15 protein-coding genes are annotated in these 15,719 nt (G+C 41.1%); all 15 read right to left on the bottom strand.

All coding sequences use genetic code 11. From position 1 onward, the window contains the following. Positions 1 to 14 precede the first annotated feature (14 nt). A complete protein-coding gene (locus ACTNDQ_RS10250) occupies positions 15 to 1,526 on the bottom strand; it encodes a sulfatase-like hydrolase/transferase (protein WP_441064538.1) in 1,512 nt (503 codons plus the stop codon). Continuing rightward, the gene (locus ACTNDQ_RS10245; RefSeq protein WP_441064537.1) at positions 1,523 to 2,734 is read right to left on the bottom strand and encodes a hypothetical protein; all 1,212 of its coding nucleotides are present in this window, start codon (positions 2,732 to 2,734) and stop codon (positions 1,523 to 1,525) included. The genes ACTNDQ_RS10250 and ACTNDQ_RS10245 overlap by 4 nt, the downstream gene beginning before the upstream one ends. After that, positions 2,724 to 3,764, bottom strand: a complete 1,041-nt coding sequence (locus ACTNDQ_RS10240) for a hypothetical protein (protein ID WP_441064536.1) — start codon at positions 3,762 to 3,764, stop codon at positions 2,724 to 2,726. Before ACTNDQ_RS10240 ends, ACTNDQ_RS10245 begins: the two co-directional genes overlap by 11 nt. Further along, positions 3,742 to 4,851, bottom strand: a complete 1,110-nt coding sequence (locus ACTNDQ_RS10235; protein ID WP_441064535.1) for a glycosyltransferase family 1 protein — start codon at positions 4,849 to 4,851, stop codon at positions 3,742 to 3,744. Before ACTNDQ_RS10235 ends, ACTNDQ_RS10240 begins: the two co-directional genes overlap by 23 nt. Positions 4,852 to 4,863: 12 nt before the next feature. Continuing rightward, a complete protein-coding gene (locus ACTNDQ_RS10230; protein ID WP_441064533.1) occupies positions 4,864 to 5,898 on the bottom strand; it encodes a glycosyltransferase family 2 protein in 1,035 nt (344 codons plus the stop codon). Next, the gene (locus ACTNDQ_RS10225; RefSeq protein WP_441064531.1) at positions 5,882 to 6,679 is read right to left on the bottom strand and encodes a DUF4422 domain-containing protein; all 798 of its coding nucleotides are present in this window, start codon (positions 6,677 to 6,679) and stop codon (positions 5,882 to 5,884) included. The genes ACTNDQ_RS10230 and ACTNDQ_RS10225 overlap by 17 nt, the downstream gene beginning before the upstream one ends. Continuing rightward, positions 6,676 to 7,428: an FHA domain-containing protein gene (locus ACTNDQ_RS10220; RefSeq protein ID WP_441064530.1), complete on the bottom strand. Its 753-nt coding sequence runs from the start codon at positions 7,426 to 7,428 to the stop codon at positions 6,676 to 6,678. Before ACTNDQ_RS10220 ends, ACTNDQ_RS10225 begins: the two co-directional genes overlap by 4 nt. A gap of 15 nt (positions 7,429 to 7,443) precedes the next feature. Then, on the bottom strand, positions 7,444 to 8,316 hold the full coding sequence (locus ACTNDQ_RS10215) for a DUF4234 domain-containing protein (RefSeq protein ID WP_441064529.1): 873 nt from the start codon (positions 8,314 to 8,316) through the stop codon (positions 7,444 to 7,446). Further along, on the bottom strand, positions 8,313 to 10,064 hold the full coding sequence (locus ACTNDQ_RS10210) for an FHA domain-containing protein (RefSeq protein WP_441064528.1): 1,752 nt from the start codon (positions 10,062 to 10,064) through the stop codon (positions 8,313 to 8,315). The genes ACTNDQ_RS10215 and ACTNDQ_RS10210 overlap by 4 nt, the downstream gene beginning before the upstream one ends. Then, positions 10,055 to 10,678, bottom strand: coding sequence for an FHA domain-containing protein (locus ACTNDQ_RS10205; RefSeq protein ID WP_441064526.1), 624 nt, complete (start codon positions 10,676 to 10,678; stop codon positions 10,055 to 10,057). Before ACTNDQ_RS10205 ends, ACTNDQ_RS10210 begins: the two co-directional genes overlap by 10 nt. A 20-nt stretch (positions 10,679 to 10,698) precedes the next feature. Further along, the gene (locus tag ACTNDQ_RS10200) at positions 10,699 to 11,448 is read right to left on the bottom strand and encodes a PP2C family protein-serine/threonine phosphatase (protein ID WP_441064525.1); all 750 of its coding nucleotides are present in this window, start codon (positions 11,446 to 11,448) and stop codon (positions 10,699 to 10,701) included. Continuing rightward, positions 11,449 to 12,699 carry a hypothetical protein gene (locus tag ACTNDQ_RS10195; protein ID WP_441064524.1) on the bottom strand — a complete coding sequence of 417 codons (1,251 nt, stop codon included), beginning with the start codon at positions 12,697 to 12,699 and terminating at the stop codon, positions 11,449 to 11,451. A 2-nt stretch (positions 12,700 to 12,701) separates the two neighbouring features. Then, positions 12,702 to 13,634, bottom strand: coding sequence for a serine/threonine protein kinase (locus ACTNDQ_RS10190; RefSeq protein WP_441064523.1), 933 nt, complete (start codon positions 13,632 to 13,634; stop codon positions 12,702 to 12,704). Between the two features lie 43 nt (positions 13,635 to 13,677). Further along, positions 13,678 to 14,466: a PP2C family protein-serine/threonine phosphatase gene (locus tag ACTNDQ_RS10185; protein WP_441064522.1), complete on the bottom strand. Its 789-nt coding sequence runs from the start codon at positions 14,464 to 14,466 to the stop codon at positions 13,678 to 13,680. 71 nt (positions 14,467 to 14,537) lie between these two features. Next, positions 14,538 to 15,713 carry a protein kinase domain-containing protein gene (locus ACTNDQ_RS10180; RefSeq protein ID WP_441064521.1) on the bottom strand — a complete coding sequence of 392 codons (1,176 nt, stop codon included), beginning with the start codon at positions 15,711 to 15,713 and terminating at the stop codon, positions 14,538 to 14,540. Positions 15,714 to 15,719 lie beyond the last annotated feature (6 nt).

Raw genomic sequence — 15,719 nt, 5'->3', positions numbered from 1 at the left:
CCTTTCTGCGGATACTATTCATCCTGTTTTTCCATTTTTTCCATAAAACGGGATTTTTTCTCCAATTCATCGTCCACTGTACTAAGCCCGAAACGTTCAACCAGCGTCTGTTCATAGGAAAACAGATTGGTTCCCAGCCCCAGACGGTTTCCATCGATTTCTGCACCCAGTGCAGCCAGTGTTGTCGGAAAATAATCCAGCAATGTATATTCTCTTTTATCTTCCTGCTGTGGTTTCACAGCCGAGTTAATAAACGCAGTATATACTCTTCTTTCGTAATCCCCGGAAACAGAATCACAGAAATCAGAATCCATAGTTGTATGGTCTCCGACAAGAACGATCGTTGTATCTTCATAAAAATCCTGCTGTCTGATCCAGTCTACAAACTCACTGATCTGTCTGCTTGAACAGGAGATCACATTTGCATACTGATTTCCCTCCCATTGATCTTTACATAATTCACAGACATATCCATCTTCAAAATGTGTGTCAACAGTAAGTATACTTATATTGAATGGCTGTCCGCTCTGAGACAGCTCCTGCATTTTCTCTTTCGCGAACGCAAAAGAACGTCTGTCTTCAAATCCCCACCAGACTTTATAATCTTCCGGGATCAGTTTCTGCTCTTTCGCATTATTGTAATCTATTATATCAAAATTTCCATGTTGTTTGAAGAAATGGTCTTTTCCTGCAAAAGCAGCTTCTGACCCAAGAATAAATACCTGTTTGTATCCCTGCTGCCCGAGGATATCCCCAAGTGTCACAGTGTTCGAAAAAAAACTGCTTCTTGTGTCCATCTCATTTGCATCGATAGAAGTCTTTAACGGTATGCCTGAAGACTGTCCAAAAATAGCTCCCATAGTAAAACCTGTTCCCGGAACAACATAACCGCCGTTAAGTTTTTTATCTGTGCCGGAAAAATCTTCGTTCTTCTGTGCAAGATCGGTAAGCTCCGGGATATAATCATCCTGAAAACCGCCCCCGTTTTCTTTGTCTGTATAAGTTGTTTCCATGGATTCCATGTATATATATACAAGATTTCGTTTTTTTTCGGGAAATCTGATATCTACGCTGTCAGGATCTACATAAAATCCGTCAATCAGTTCTGAATACTGTCCCTGCTTGCTGAGATAAGATCCAAAATCTATGCTTTTCCAGAACGTTACCGCAGAAAATGTGGTAATTCCTGCCGAAACTAACCATATGACTATACAAAAGCCCCGAAAAATACGGCGTTTTTTCATCGCAGCTGAAACTGCCAGGATCACAGCAGCAGCAACGGCAATTATCACTGCAGGAACTGTACATTTTTTTATAAACTCATCGATCATTGCCTGATTAGTACCCTGCAATGGTGCGCGCAGATGAAACAGAAGCTCGTCCGCAGTAAGATGATTCCAGGTTTTCAGTGCCCACTTTGCTGCACAGGTGACAAGCACTGCCACAAACACGAACACTACACTCAGAACAACTCCGATTCCTTTCAAAACTTTAAAAAATATGTTGCTTTCTTTTTCTTCCATCATCTCTTCCGCTTCTCTTTTCCTAAAAATGTTCCTCTGATAAACGGTGCTGCCGCAAACAGAAACGGATTTACATAAATATCTGTAAGCCGGGGTTCTATGAAACAGTACAAAAGTACGCAAAGAATCAGAAAGATCCTTCCGTCTGAATACTGCTGCCGAACAGCCCTGCAAATAACCACAAGTATAATAAGTGTCAGTATAAATGTCAGAACACCATAATTCATAAGAATCCGGACATAAGAATTATCTACAAAATTATAGCTGGCCAGAAGGCTGTCCGTATTATCTGAACCACCGAATCCGATCCATTCTATATTCTTTCCAAATAAGTGAACACCATAATTGCGGAACCCGGACACCATATACTGAATTCTCTTTGTCAGTAATCTGTTCATGAACTGTCCGAAACCAGTCTGAAACACTGCACAAAGCGCAGCTGTAACTATCGTCATAAAAATCCCGAAACCATCAGCCAGGAATCCTATGATCCTGTTCCGGAAAATATCGCTTTCCGGATATTTTCTCCGGATAAGCATATAAACATATACTCCGACAGTCATTACAGCAGTCATAAGAAAACCAAATCTTGAATCCGTCAGCTTAAAAAGAATAACATTCAAAACCTCGATCATCAAAAATTCAATCAGGGAACACTTCATTTTTCTGATCCAGCAGTAAAGCGCAACTGCAAAAAACAGATATGACATTACGGTACTTGGATAATTGAATCCCAGCGCATGACGTATCGGGATATCCTGCCTTTTAAACATAAGATCTTCGATCAGTCCGACTTTACATAATCCTACAGTCAGAAGTACGGTTCCTGTCAGCATAGCAAAAACAGATTTCACAATCTTATCCAGATCCATACCGCCGGATGCCATAATGAATATTATGCAGGCCAGAAACGAGCGGTCATCGGAAATCAGAGAACTGATCCCTGCAACAGCCAGAATCGCAAAGCACCATATGCTTCTCCGGATATCTGAAAATTCCAGATGAAATTTTCTTCCTCTTTCCCATATGACCTGTTCTTCTGCAATCAAAACAATTCCCAGGCCAAAAGCAATATACCTCAGCCAGACAAACAATTCGCTGAAATACGAATTCTCCACCAACAAGGTTGTCTGCAGAATGGTCGGAACACAATATAGAAAAAGGCCTGTGTAAAATAATTTTTTTCTTATTTTTGTGCTGTTATCGTTCATTACTTTCTATCTCATCTGTAATCTTTCTCAGGGATCTGCCTTCCCTGAGGTGCATTCCTGTTCTCCTTACATTTTCAATCAGCTCCTGGTATTCCCCTTCACTCATCTTATCTATAATACCAGGAATCTCCTGCAAACTTTTGACAGTAATCCCTAATTTCTGTTCCCGTATCCATGGTGCAATAGCAGCCTGGTCCCATATGATCACCGGAATCCCGCTTGCCAGATATAACGATGCTTTATGAGGATTATTAAATTTCAGGTAACCGCCAAATGTCCCTTCACATTCATGAATACTTCCACCGTCCCAGACAAGTCCCCAGCCTTCTTTCATAACTGACGGGAGCTGTTCCGGAGTGTACTGTCCTTCGTAAACTACTCTGGGATCTTTTTTTTCTTCTTTATAATTCGGACCATACAAATGATACTCCAGGTTTCCTTTAATCTGTGTAAGTTCATTCAAAAATCCACATTTTTCAGGTTTCAGATTTCCCGCAACTGCAATCTCATAACGGTTTCTTTCTGCCTCAGCTCTGAACTCCGGTATTAAATAATCAAAAAATCCCAGTATATATATCTTCTGAAAATGATATCCTTTTTCCAGAAGATATTGCTTCATTTTTTCATTATGGACGATCACTTCATCCGCAAGCTCCAGAAATTCCCTTTCTGATTCAAAATCAAGTCCTCTGAGACTTTCCAGATCATGGATAAGAAGAATGATCTTCACATTTTTCTTTTTCATCCTGCGCACAAAAGGTACTGCAAGGCGACTGACCTTCGGATACATTGCCAGAGGATACTGTATGATGATCCTGCTGCTGTGCCCGGTCACTTTGCTGACATGATTCCAGTCAGCCAAAGTCAGAGCTGACATTTTTAATTTATCTATGGTCCCTTTTTCTTCACTGTGATGTACGCAGATCGGTGTATACCCACACCTTTCCAGAATCTCAGCCACATCATTTCTGGCCTTGGAACCGGCATGATTTTCCCGGCTGTTTTTTTCAATAACACAGAAGTTTTTCAATTTTCTTTACCTCCGTATGAATGTCATAACCACCATTCTCAAAATTCTTCCGGATCACGGCCGCTTCTTCTCTTTTTCCATGTTCGACCATATAAAGCAGTTCATCTGTCCATTTTTCTTCAGGTGCCTCCAAGGAAATACGCCTGCAATTTCCATTCAGCACACATGTCTCCGGTACGGCCTGTTCTGACATGAGCATGGGCAGTCCGTTTGCCTGCGCTTCCAATGCTGCGATCGGTGCCCCTTCAAACAATGACGGAAAAACAAAAAGATCAAAGGCACTGAGCCACTGGCAGATATCCTTCTGCACACCTGCCCAGTATATATATTTTTCAATTCCAAGTTCTGTTGCAAGATTCTTTAACTTCTCCTCATCTTCTCCCTGTCCTACAAGAACAAGACGGGCGTTTTCTATTTTATTTACAGTACCTGCAAAAATCTTCAGCAGAAATTCCTGGTTTTTCTGAAAATGCAGTCTTCCCACATTTCCCATAATATAAGCATCCTGAAATCCCAGTTTTTCTCTTAACTGCTGGCGTTTTCCCGGATCATACTGCATTCTCTCTGTTGAGATCGCATTATGGATAATGCGTACTTTGCTTTTAAGAGAGTCTTTATAAAACCAGTCTGAAGCAGCTTCTGAACAGGCCCAGAAATCTGTGGCAAATTTTTCGATTACAAGACGATTCAGATGATGAACTTCTCCACGCAGCCAGGAATCCATGTTTTTTGAGTTGTGGCTGTGGATGATACGCTTCGGGATTCCATATTTTTTGGCATATTTCAAATAATCAATATTTGCCAGACTGCTTACATTGACCCAGATACATTCATATTCTTTTCCGTGGTCACTGAAGAATTTCAGGATCTCCTGTTTATATTTTCTGTAATTTTTGCTTCTGGCTGTAAAATGGATCATCTTGCAGCCTCTCTTTATAAGCTTTTCTTCATATGCTACTTTCTCATAGGAATTACATAAAAAATCAAACTGGAAATCTTTCGGATCCATTTCTGATATATAATTGTACAGAAAGCTTTCTACTCCTCCTGGATTTTCTGTCATTCCAAATACCAGTATCTTATGCATAATTCTGTTTCCTCATCTTCCGCGCTGTCTGTGTCTTATCCGTGCGATCATCTGCACGATCCTGTATAAATGAAGCTGAATACAGATCAGTGTTACCTTTCTTGTAGCTGAAAAATTTTCAGGGTGGACATTTTTCAGGGATTCCTTAAAAATCTCCTGTCTGGTAAGCATCTGAAACTCTTTAATTTTTTTTTTTCCTACTGTCGGATTCTCCGGATGGAAAGAAAAATTCACTGCAATTAAAAGAAGGTGATACAAAACGCAGCTGTCATATTCATCCTGCAGATTTTTCATCATATCCGCATTCTCCAGGTCAGCTTTTATCTTTTTCATTCCGCTGATATAACGGTCTGCATAATCCTGACGGAAGCTGTGAACTGCTGACTCCGGATTGTAGCAGTAATAATAGCTGTTATACGGTACATTTATGATCCTTGGTTTTTTCAACGCCGCAGCAATCATAAATTCCGCATCTTCTGCTGCTGACAGCTCCGTATCAAAACGGATTCCCGATTCTTCAAGCCACTTTCTGCGGTAAAGCTTGGCCCAGACAAAGCCAGCTCCGGACTGAGGCTTCAGGATATCTGCCTGAAAACGGGACAGATCTATACTTTCCTTTTCTTTTTTATAATAATGGCGTCTGCATTCCGCGCCCTGTACCATGGAATAATCCATGACAGCCAGATCCGCAGCCTCTTTTTTGAGCATGGGACAGACCTTTTCAAAAGCTTCTCCACAGATGTAATCATCTGCATCCATAAAAAAGATCCAGGTTCCATGTGCATGGCTCAGTCCATAATTTCTTGCAGCAGAAACACCCTCATGTTCCTTCTCCAGGAAACAGATCTGAAAATCTGATGTTTCTGAAAATTCCCGCACAGTCTGACTGAAGCAGGCGGTCTGATCCTTTCCATCTGCTACCAGAATTACTTCTCTCGTGAGGTTCGGAATCTCCTGTACACTTTTCAGACAACGAAGAAGAAGCTCTTCGGAAGCTTGATATACCGGAACAATAATACTGAGATCTGTATCAGAAACTTGAATCATACTTTTCTCCTAAAAATTTCGCTTTCAGAAACGCCTTTCCTTTATGTATCCAGTTGATTTTTTCCATGTAGAGGACCGGAACTTCACAATACCGGATATGGTTCTTTGTGATCCATACATCCAATAGAAGTTCTCCCACCCTGCCGATCAGTCTTGCCTGATATGGATCATAGGAATCCAGATCTATCCTTTCTTCCAGTTCCAGCAGAAGCGGAAAAAGCCATTCACAATATGCATCGCAGATTTCTCTTTTCGCAATGAACATATTGTACATATGTGCACTTCTTCTCTTCATGACCTTGTCAAAAGCCGGTACATAAGAGTTTTCTTTTTCCTTCAAAATATTTCTCATACAATCCAGATGTTCCACATAATGCGTATGAGAATAATGCGTATATAATGTTTCTATTATATAATGTCTTTTTTTCGGAAGTATAATATCATATTTTTGCAGGAGCCGAAGTACTTCCGGCTCCTGCAAAATATAATTCATACGGTTCTTTCCGTGATGCATCTTTAATGATCGGAAATATCTGCGGTAATGAACCATTCCTACATATTCCGAATCTGTATTTTTCCACAACCAGTATAATCCTGTCAGCTCGCAGAAAAATGGATTTTTATCTGAAATGTTGTCTCCTGTATCATCCCCTATATATTCTGCAAGTTTCTGCGTATGTCTGCTTTTTCCTACATGTAAGGGAAAATATCCTGTCTGTTTCGGCATTTGAAATCTTTTGTGAGTTGCGACAGCAATTTTCAGTTTATTTTTTTCTTTCATTTATCCCATCCATATTTTGAGTCACAGAATGGAACAAACACCAATTTTGTTTTTCCCACAGATATTTCATCCCTGTCTTTCAATTCTGCACTCGTCAAAACTACGTTATCATTTACATAAAACAGTTCATGTGACTCACCCGGCTGAGCAAAAAACTTTCTTTCTCTTGGTTCATATGTAATGATAGCATGTTTTGTACGTGACACGCTGTCATCTCCCTTAAGGCAGATATCCATATCAGAAGCTCTGCCCACAAAATTCTTGCCTGCATACAGACAGAAACTATATCCATAATTCGTTCCCTCAATACATACAAGCCATCCTACAACTGGTTTCGGATTTTTTACATTTCCCGAAAATGAATCTCCTGATGCTGTATTATTTCCAGTTGGAACATCGGAAGAATCCGGAAAACCGCCAAAATATGGTACCGTCTTTCCCTCATCATAAGCATCTTTATACATTGCATTCGCATTGCCCTGCTGATTCAGCGGACGGGTTGCTCCTTCATCAGAAGTTTTTCCAAAATGGCCTGCAGGTGCCGGATCAGAAATGTGACCGATCGGCATGGTTCTGGCATTGTTTCCACCAAAACCAAATCCTGAATTTGACGCAGGTATAAATGAATCAGTTACTCTGTCTGTATCATCAAAAGCATTATTGCCTGTATTCTGGCAATATGGACACTTTGTATACTGTTCAGAATCATAATAATGTCCATTCGGGCACTGTGTTAATTTTGCTCCCATCTTTATTCCCTCCTTTTAGCCTAAGATCATCTCATTGCTTCCCTGTCCAAGAGTAAGTTTTGTTCCCCTTGGAAGTTTCTGGGTTACACCTTTTTCCAGTTTCTGTGAATCATTAACAACAACACCAAATGTTGAATAATCTGTTACATAATAAGCACCTGTACTTCCCATACATTCGTATTTAACAGAACAATGCTTTCGGCTGATATCCTGCTCTGTCAAAATGATCTGACATTGCTGACTGCTTCTTCCTATCATAATTTCCTGCTGTGATTTAATATCAATCTCATTTCCGCTGAAATTACCTTTTATAAAACGAAGTGTTCCTATCGCTTTCATTCCTGTTGTTGGCTCATCATCCCTGATTCCAAGATTTCCAGATTCAAGTTTCACTGTCTCACTGCCCGGTCCGGATACTGAATGATTCGGATAAACCGGATCAGGATCTACAATATTTCCCGGTATACTCTCTTCCCTGCTGTTATATGCCTTACAGATTCTGTTTGAATTGTTGATCAGCAGATAAATAGCAACATAAGGTCCAATACCAAACAGAAATGCGCCTGCTATTATCCATAAAAGATAGGTGCTTCCTTTCTCATCGATCATTATTCCATACTTGGCACCAACATGCTGTATACGATTACCTTGCTTATAATACCAGAAAAAATGATAAATACCAAGAGTAATAATACTCAGCAGAATAACGATAATATAATTTGGCGATTTATACTCATCTTCATCCTGCACAGCATTGCAGGCCGTGTTAATATCATTGTTCATAGTGTACATAAGAATAAGCGGGTAAATACCCAATGTAAGGATTCCAAACACAATGTATTTCCACATTCTCCTCTGATCATTCAGCTTTCTGTACTCATAGCTCATACTTTTTTCCCTCCCTGGTTCCATTCGATCCTGAATTTCAGGTTTCCTGCTTTTATTTCATCACCGGAATGCAGCGGATATTTTTCTTTCACCGGCATTCCATTGACTCTCGTTCCATTTTTGCTCTGAAGATCATAGATAAAAATATTTCCATTCATGTCTTCCAGTGCAAAATGCTGTTTCGACATCATCGGATCATCACAGTAAATATCACATTCTGCTGCTCTTCCAATGATTGCGCTTCCCTTAAGAACATATTCCATTCTCTTTGGCATATCTCTTCCATTGCTGATGGAGATCACGATATTTTTGCCTGCTGTCTGATCCATGCGGATATGTTTCCGTTCTTCCACTTCATCAGCTCTGACTACCTGGTCATCGATGATCAGTACATTTTTCTTTTTTCTGATATTCCGAAGAACAATCACTACAACCACGATCAGGATCACAAATACAGCAGTCAGTACCAGTGGCCACCATTTCAGGATCATTTCGATAACTGATGCTTTTGGCTTCGGCCAGTCTGTTGATAATTTTATCTCGTTCTGCACAAGAGCATTTTTCTCATTTGACTGATCTGTGATGTTTTTAAGTTTGATCACATAATCTGCTTCATAAAGATCTTCGTCAAACAAAAGCGTGATCTCTGTTGCAGAATTTTCTCCTGCAACTACCTGTTTCACAGGAACAGCTTCCCCATCTCTGGTCACGCTGTAATTTCCTGCTTCTTTTGCATTTTCTACAGGTTTGCTGAATGTGATGGAAATACTGTTTGCTTTTTTGCTTTCTATTGACTGGATCTCCGGTGCAGTATCATCTTTCTGTCCTCTGCTCACCAGAACGGAACAGGTATCTGACATATTTCCTGCACTTAAGAATTTCAGAACAAAATCTTCTTTCTTGTTGCTTACCCGGTTGCTGGATGCTGTAAATCTGGCCCGGTAGCTGCTCATGACTGCGTCCCTGATCGTATGCAGGCCGTCAAGAGTGTTCTGTCCGCTGGAAACTGTCCATGGCACACCGCCTGTATCCCTGGCCATCGCAGCAAATTTTCCCCGGTAATTCTGGGTTTCTACTTCTGAATCTCCCTCGATGTTTTCCATCGCCATGGTATAAATAGGAATTCCTCTGGATTTTAATGTGCTTTCTGTACTTTCCGCGCTTCTTGTATCGTCTGCACAGTCTTTTCCGTCAGAGATCACGGTAATGATCCTTCGCTTTTCAGAACTTGCTCCCTCTTTCCAGATCATATCTGCTGCTGTATTGATCGCATCAAATAATACTGTATTGCCATTGTCATTGTTCAGTGCACTGATCGCAGCTGCAGCTGTATCCTGATCTTCCGTTCCATTCAGGATCTGTTTCACTTCATTTCCGAAAGTTATTAAGACCATACTGTCGTTTTCTCTTAATTCAGAATGGAACTGTGTCAGAGCTGCTTTGATATCTACAAAACGTTCCTGCGGCAGGGAACTGGAAATATCTACCAATATGTAATATTCAACAGCTTCCCCTGTTTTTTCAAAATTCTCTACATCCTTCAGACTTAATTTCTCACCGCCAAGGTATGCTTCCAGATCACTGTCGCCCTGTGAACTCCGGTAATATGCAGTTACATCCGGCATATTGATATACAGCTGCTCGATCCTGTAATCATCTCCTGCTGCAAATACAGGTGTTATACTGAGCAGAACGCACCAGAATACTGCCGCAATAGCTGCCATTATTTTTTTCTTTTTCAACTCCACTGATGTCCCTCCCTGCAAAATGGTACAAACTCAAATCTACTTTTTCCTATTGTAATTACATCTCCCAGCTTCAGAACTTCATTCTGTTTTACAAGATGGTCATTCAGATAAGTAAGCCCCACTCCGCCGTCTACAATAAAGAAACGGTTGGATTTATCGTCATAAACAATGGCACAATGTTTTCTCCTTGAGATCATCTCATCTTTCGGAAGATAAATATCCATGTCCACATCCCTGCCAGCCCAGTTCATTCCGTGAAAAATCCGGTAGTCTTTTCCTCTTTCCGGTCCCTGCACGCATACCAGCCAGCCGGTAATACAGGAAACGCCTCCTGTTCCTGTATAAAATGCCATCGTAACCTGATCATCGGTAGCGGAAACGCCTGCGGATATCCCGTCTCCTGAATGCTGCAGAAAAATCTCCTGTTCGCCGCCTGCCGGCATAGCCATCGTCACTGCTTCATTTATGTTGTCATTCTGAACCCGAAATACCGGAGCTGCCGATATTTTCTGCTGCAGCTGGGAAGCTTCTTCTTTCTTTTTCCTGCAGTATGGGCAACTGTCATATTTCGACAGATCATAAAAATGCCCATTCTCACATTTTATCAGCTCCATGTCTTTCCTTCCTCTGCTTTTTATTCTACATATACACAGATTGCGGAGTAGTTATCCATATCCGTATCTGCGGCATGCTTTTCTACTGTTTCTGTCATTTCTTTTAACCAGTCTTCTGCGCCGGAACTCTTTTCCAGGATCTGTTCCATTTCCTCATCTTCTATATTTTCCCAGAATCCATCACTGCAGAGCAGAAACGCGTCTCCTCTTCGAAGCCTGATCTGTTCTGACACATCACATGGATTTTTGTCCCACGGGTATCCGATGGTGTGGAGCAGAGTGCTTCTGTCCGGATGATGGCGTATTTCTGATTCTTTTATCTGCCCGATATTCACCAGCATCTGTGGAACGCTCTGATCTTTCGTGTGTGTCCCGGCTTTGTTTTTACGAAACCAGTACAGTCTGGAATCCCCTACATGAGCCCACTGCGCTGTTTTTCCTTCGATGATCAGGGCTACCATAGTGGTTGCCATGCCTTTTTCAGGGTTATCCTTTTTGTCTGTAACTGCTTTCTGCGATACTTCAAAAATTTCTTTCAGAAGAGTTCCCCCGGAATCCTGACTGTTTTCTCCTGTGTCCGCTGCACTGTCCACAGCTGTCCGGGAGGCAAGTTTTCCGTTTCCGCAACCTCCCAGTCCATCTGCCAGTATAAAGAGTTTTCTTTTTTCTGTATCCAGGATCTTAATGCTGTCTTCGTTATATGGTCTTGTTCCGTCGAGGCTGATGCTGGAATATGTTATTTTGTATGTTTTTTTTAGAAAATCAAACATTTACGCCTTTTCTCCGTCGTTTTGATCTGTACTTTGATCTGTACTTCCCATCAGTGCATCATATACTGTGGAAGAGAGATCTTTTTCATCTATACTGTCTGTATAAAGAGTACTGAGGATATAACCTTTTCCTTCTGCCGCATCGTAGATTCCCATAATCGTTAATTTCCTGCTGTCAGCCACATCTCCGGACATCCAGATCTTAGTTATATTTTCATCTGTCGGAACCGCTGATACAATTCCTGCATCATCGTTTCCATACCCGAGACGGGTACATAATTTGCTGATATTGTCACTTTCCGCTGTGAGCAGTTTTCCCATATATGTTTCACAATCTTTAAGGGTAATCGTATTCGTCAGGTCACGCTTTATTATTTTTTTATCGTTATCCAGCTGAATCTTTATGTATTCATTAACCAGATCTACGCCTTTTTTGATATCTGAATCATATTCGTCTTTGTTGTCCTGACTGACATATCCATCTGAATCTTCTTCTTTCTTCCGTTTATCCTTTTTATCTTCTCCCTCTCCAATACGAAGAAGCATTTCCAGGCTGGATTTTTCCTTCTCATCATTATAAACATCAGCATTTTCATCGCTGCTTCGGTTCAAAGCTCCGAGAATAATCTTCGCAAGATCTGTTTCTTCACCATCCCCAACTTCGTCTGCATTCTCCCTGATTCCATCCAGGATATCATAGACTTTTCCTACAATAAACAGTTTCGCATATTCCGTAATTTTATCTGATGCTGTATCGGAAATCTCACCATAGCTGTTTCCATTATAACTGCCAATACCTGAAATATGAACAGATGTATTTTCCGGAAGCTTATCTTTAAGATCTTCTGACAGTTTTTCAAATTCTGCTGCCTGCGGTGGTTCTTTGGTAACTTCTGGTGTTGGTGTCTCTGTCGAATCTCCTGTCGGTGTTACATCTGCCTCTTCCGGAGGTTCCGTTACAGTTGTTTTCTTTGTTTCATCAGTTGTATCTGTCGCCTTTCCCTTTGCATTCTCCGTTTCCGCGGTATCGTTTTTGTTATTATCTGCAGATGCAGTTTCTACTTCTTTTGTTTCTGTCTCCGTATCCTGATTTTTCAGATACTGAACACCCAGTGCTCCTGTGGAACCGGCAAATATCACCGCTGCTGCCAGACTGATATGAAATGCTGTTTTATATTTCTTCAGCTTTTTGTCAAATCCCCTGGAATTCTGGATATTTCGAAAAGAGTTCTGTTTCTCATTTCTGTCCACTGTTAGTCCCTCCCCTGATCATTTCTGCCAGTTATTTTACAGAATTCTTCTATGCTGTCCGGCCGACTTTCCGCATTTGGATCTGCAAGAAGATTGATCTCTTTTTCATTTTCCGCATTTCCGGTTTTCAGAATTCTCTTTCTGCCCCGTCTTCGAATGCTGACCGGTGCTTTTTTTCCGGTATATAATTCATATTCCAGGATTCCCACAGAATACAGGTCTGCATTCATGCGGACACCTCTGCATAAAAGCACCTCCGGTGCTATATATTCTTCCTGATAATTAACGATTTTTCGCTTCGCGGCCCGATACATCCTGTATTTCGCTTCTCCGAAATCCAGAAGCTTTATTCCTGTATCTGTAATATAAATATTATCCGGTGAAAGATTATAATGTCCAATTCCTCTTGCCTGCAGGATCTTCACCGTATTTATAAGCTCATCTAATATATTTTTCGGATAAATTCCAGCCTCTTCAAACCCTGTTTCCATCAAATCTGCCAGAGACACACCCTTCAAATATTCCATCACTTCATAAACTGTGTTATTTTCTTTTATGATCCTGTATATATTTATGATCTGTTTAATATCCTGATTGCAGTGAAGTCGCAGCGCTTCACTTTCAAAATCCATTCTGCCTCTTTCAAAAAGATTCTTTTCTCTTTCTGTGCTGCAGATCACATTGCTTCCGTCTCTTTTTGCAAGTTCTTTTGGAAAATATTCCCGGATCACCACACATCTGCGCAGCACTCCATCCCATGCAATATATACAAAGGAATAATCGGAACAGCTGAGCGGACGACCTATTACAAATCTTCCCTGCAAAACAGTTTCCGGTTTTAAAATATCTTCCGGCAGCTTCTGTGCCCTGAACATTTCCGCTTCTGAAAATCCACATTTGGGGCATCTGCTGTTCTGTTCACTGTATTCACTCATGCAATTCATGCATCTTTTCACTTTATTTCCTCCAATCAGCTGCTCAGATATTTACTACAGGATTGTATCTGGCGGCGATCACCGTAGTATTATCCTGTTTTGCTTCACCAAGCCTCCATGCTTCTTTACACAGACGCTCTGCTGCGATAGTCATGTTTCCACCGCTTTCCTCGATGATCGCCTGGATCTGTACCATTGTAAGGCTTTTATACAGACCATCGCTTGCAAGGATCACAATGTCTCCCTGCTTCATTACTACTGCCTGACTTCCTGAATCAACCAGCGGAAGTCCGCCTATCCCCAGAAAACTGATCAGAGCTTCTCCGCGGCCATTCATGCTCTCTTTTTTTGCTTCTTCCAGCGAGATCTTTCCGGAATTCAGAAGCTGCTCCAGTCTCAGATTATAATTATGCATTCTGGTGACCGTATGAAGTCCCTGAGCATCCATATAATAGATCACACTATCTCCTGCACTTGCCCAGTACATTCTGTTATTTTTTATCAGAACACCCACCACTGTGGAACCTGCATGAAGAATATTCCCCGCCTCATCCATAAGACTGGCAACTGCTTCATCTGCCTCCACAAAGGACCGTTTCATCCATTCTGTATACTGTATCTCATCTGATGGAAAATCATCTGCAAATTTTTTGAAAATCACATCTATTGCAGTCTTACTGGCTCTTTCTCCACCGGACATACCGCCCATGCCATCACATACCACAGCAAGAACCGTATCATCTCCCTTTTTAGCATACTGCATGGTATCCTGCTGGGAGTTCCGGTCTCCTATGATCGTATAACATCCTACCTGAATCTGTTCTTTTTTCATATTGACTACCTACTCTGTCCATAACTTTGTCAAACGGATATTCGCAATCCGCATTCTGTTAAAATCTGTTGTTAAAGGAAGAACCCTATCAGCGTCACTACCACCAGCACAGCAATACAGACTATGGCTATTTTCTGAACCTTTTTATTTTTTTCCCGTTCTCTTCTGTCATCCTCCAGTATATTATTCGAAGGTAGGTCAGAAACCGGAGGCTGAGTTTTCAAAGAAACCTCAGCTGTATACCCTGCCAGCTGAGGGTTTGCAGCTTTCAGTCCCTCATAAAAAGACCTCATATCCATATATCTGTCTTCTGTACGAAGTGCCAGGCCTTTCATGATCACTGCTTCTGTAACACGATTCATGTCTGTACAGAAAATACCAGGCTTTTCCAGATGATCCTGTTCCATTCTGGAAAGAGATTCCTGTGGGATCTTTCCTGTGACACATCTGTAAAAAGTAGCTGCCATTGCATAGACATCCATCCACGGACCAATCTTATACCCCTGTTGATACTGTTCCGGCGGAGCATATCCTTTTTTTACGGCTACCATACGGCTTGGGCCATTCACCTGTTCCTGAAAAGAAAATTTAGCTCCTCCCAGATCCATGATCTTCATTCTTCCATTCTTCAGATAACGAATATTATCAGGGGCAATATCTCTGTGATATACCCCTGATTCATTCATATCGATCAGTGACTTCATTACCGGTCTCAGGAACTGAAATGTTTCACGAAATGAAAGTTTATCATTATGTTCTTTCAAATACTGCGAAAGATCCTGTCCTTCCAGATATTCCATCACAATATAGGCGGTATTGTTTTCTTCGAAATAACTCAGAAAATTTACAACACCTCTTTTATCTTTCAGATTATGAAGAAGCTGCGCTTCGCGAAGGAATTTGTCCTTACAGATCTGGTAATACTGTATAGATTCCTGACTGTTCTCAATCAGAACAGTCTTTCCTTTCTTCCTATTAAGCAACCCCTGCACAAAAAGTTCCTTAATTGCAACTCTCTCATTTTTCAGAAGATCCAGAGTAAGATATGTAATTCCAAAGCCACCTTCTCCAAGACATTTTCCGATCAGATATCTTCCCTGCAGTACTGTGAAGGCCGGAAGCTGATGAGGCTTATTTACATACATGCCTCTTTCATATCCGCATGCCGGACAATATTTTGAATTCTTGTCAACGTACTGCATGCAGTTGACACAGATGTCATTCACATCTATAACATTGCCCATCATTTCTCC

It is taken from the genome of Blautia massiliensis (ex Liu et al. 2021), from assembly GCF_052064225.1.
In the GTDB taxonomy this organism is placed as follows: Bacteria; Bacillota; Clostridia; order Lachnospirales; family Lachnospiraceae; genus Blautia_A; species Blautia_A fusiformis.
The sequence above is the reverse complement of the archived record's forward strand: the minus strand, read 5'-3'. Positions and strand labels throughout refer to the sequence as shown.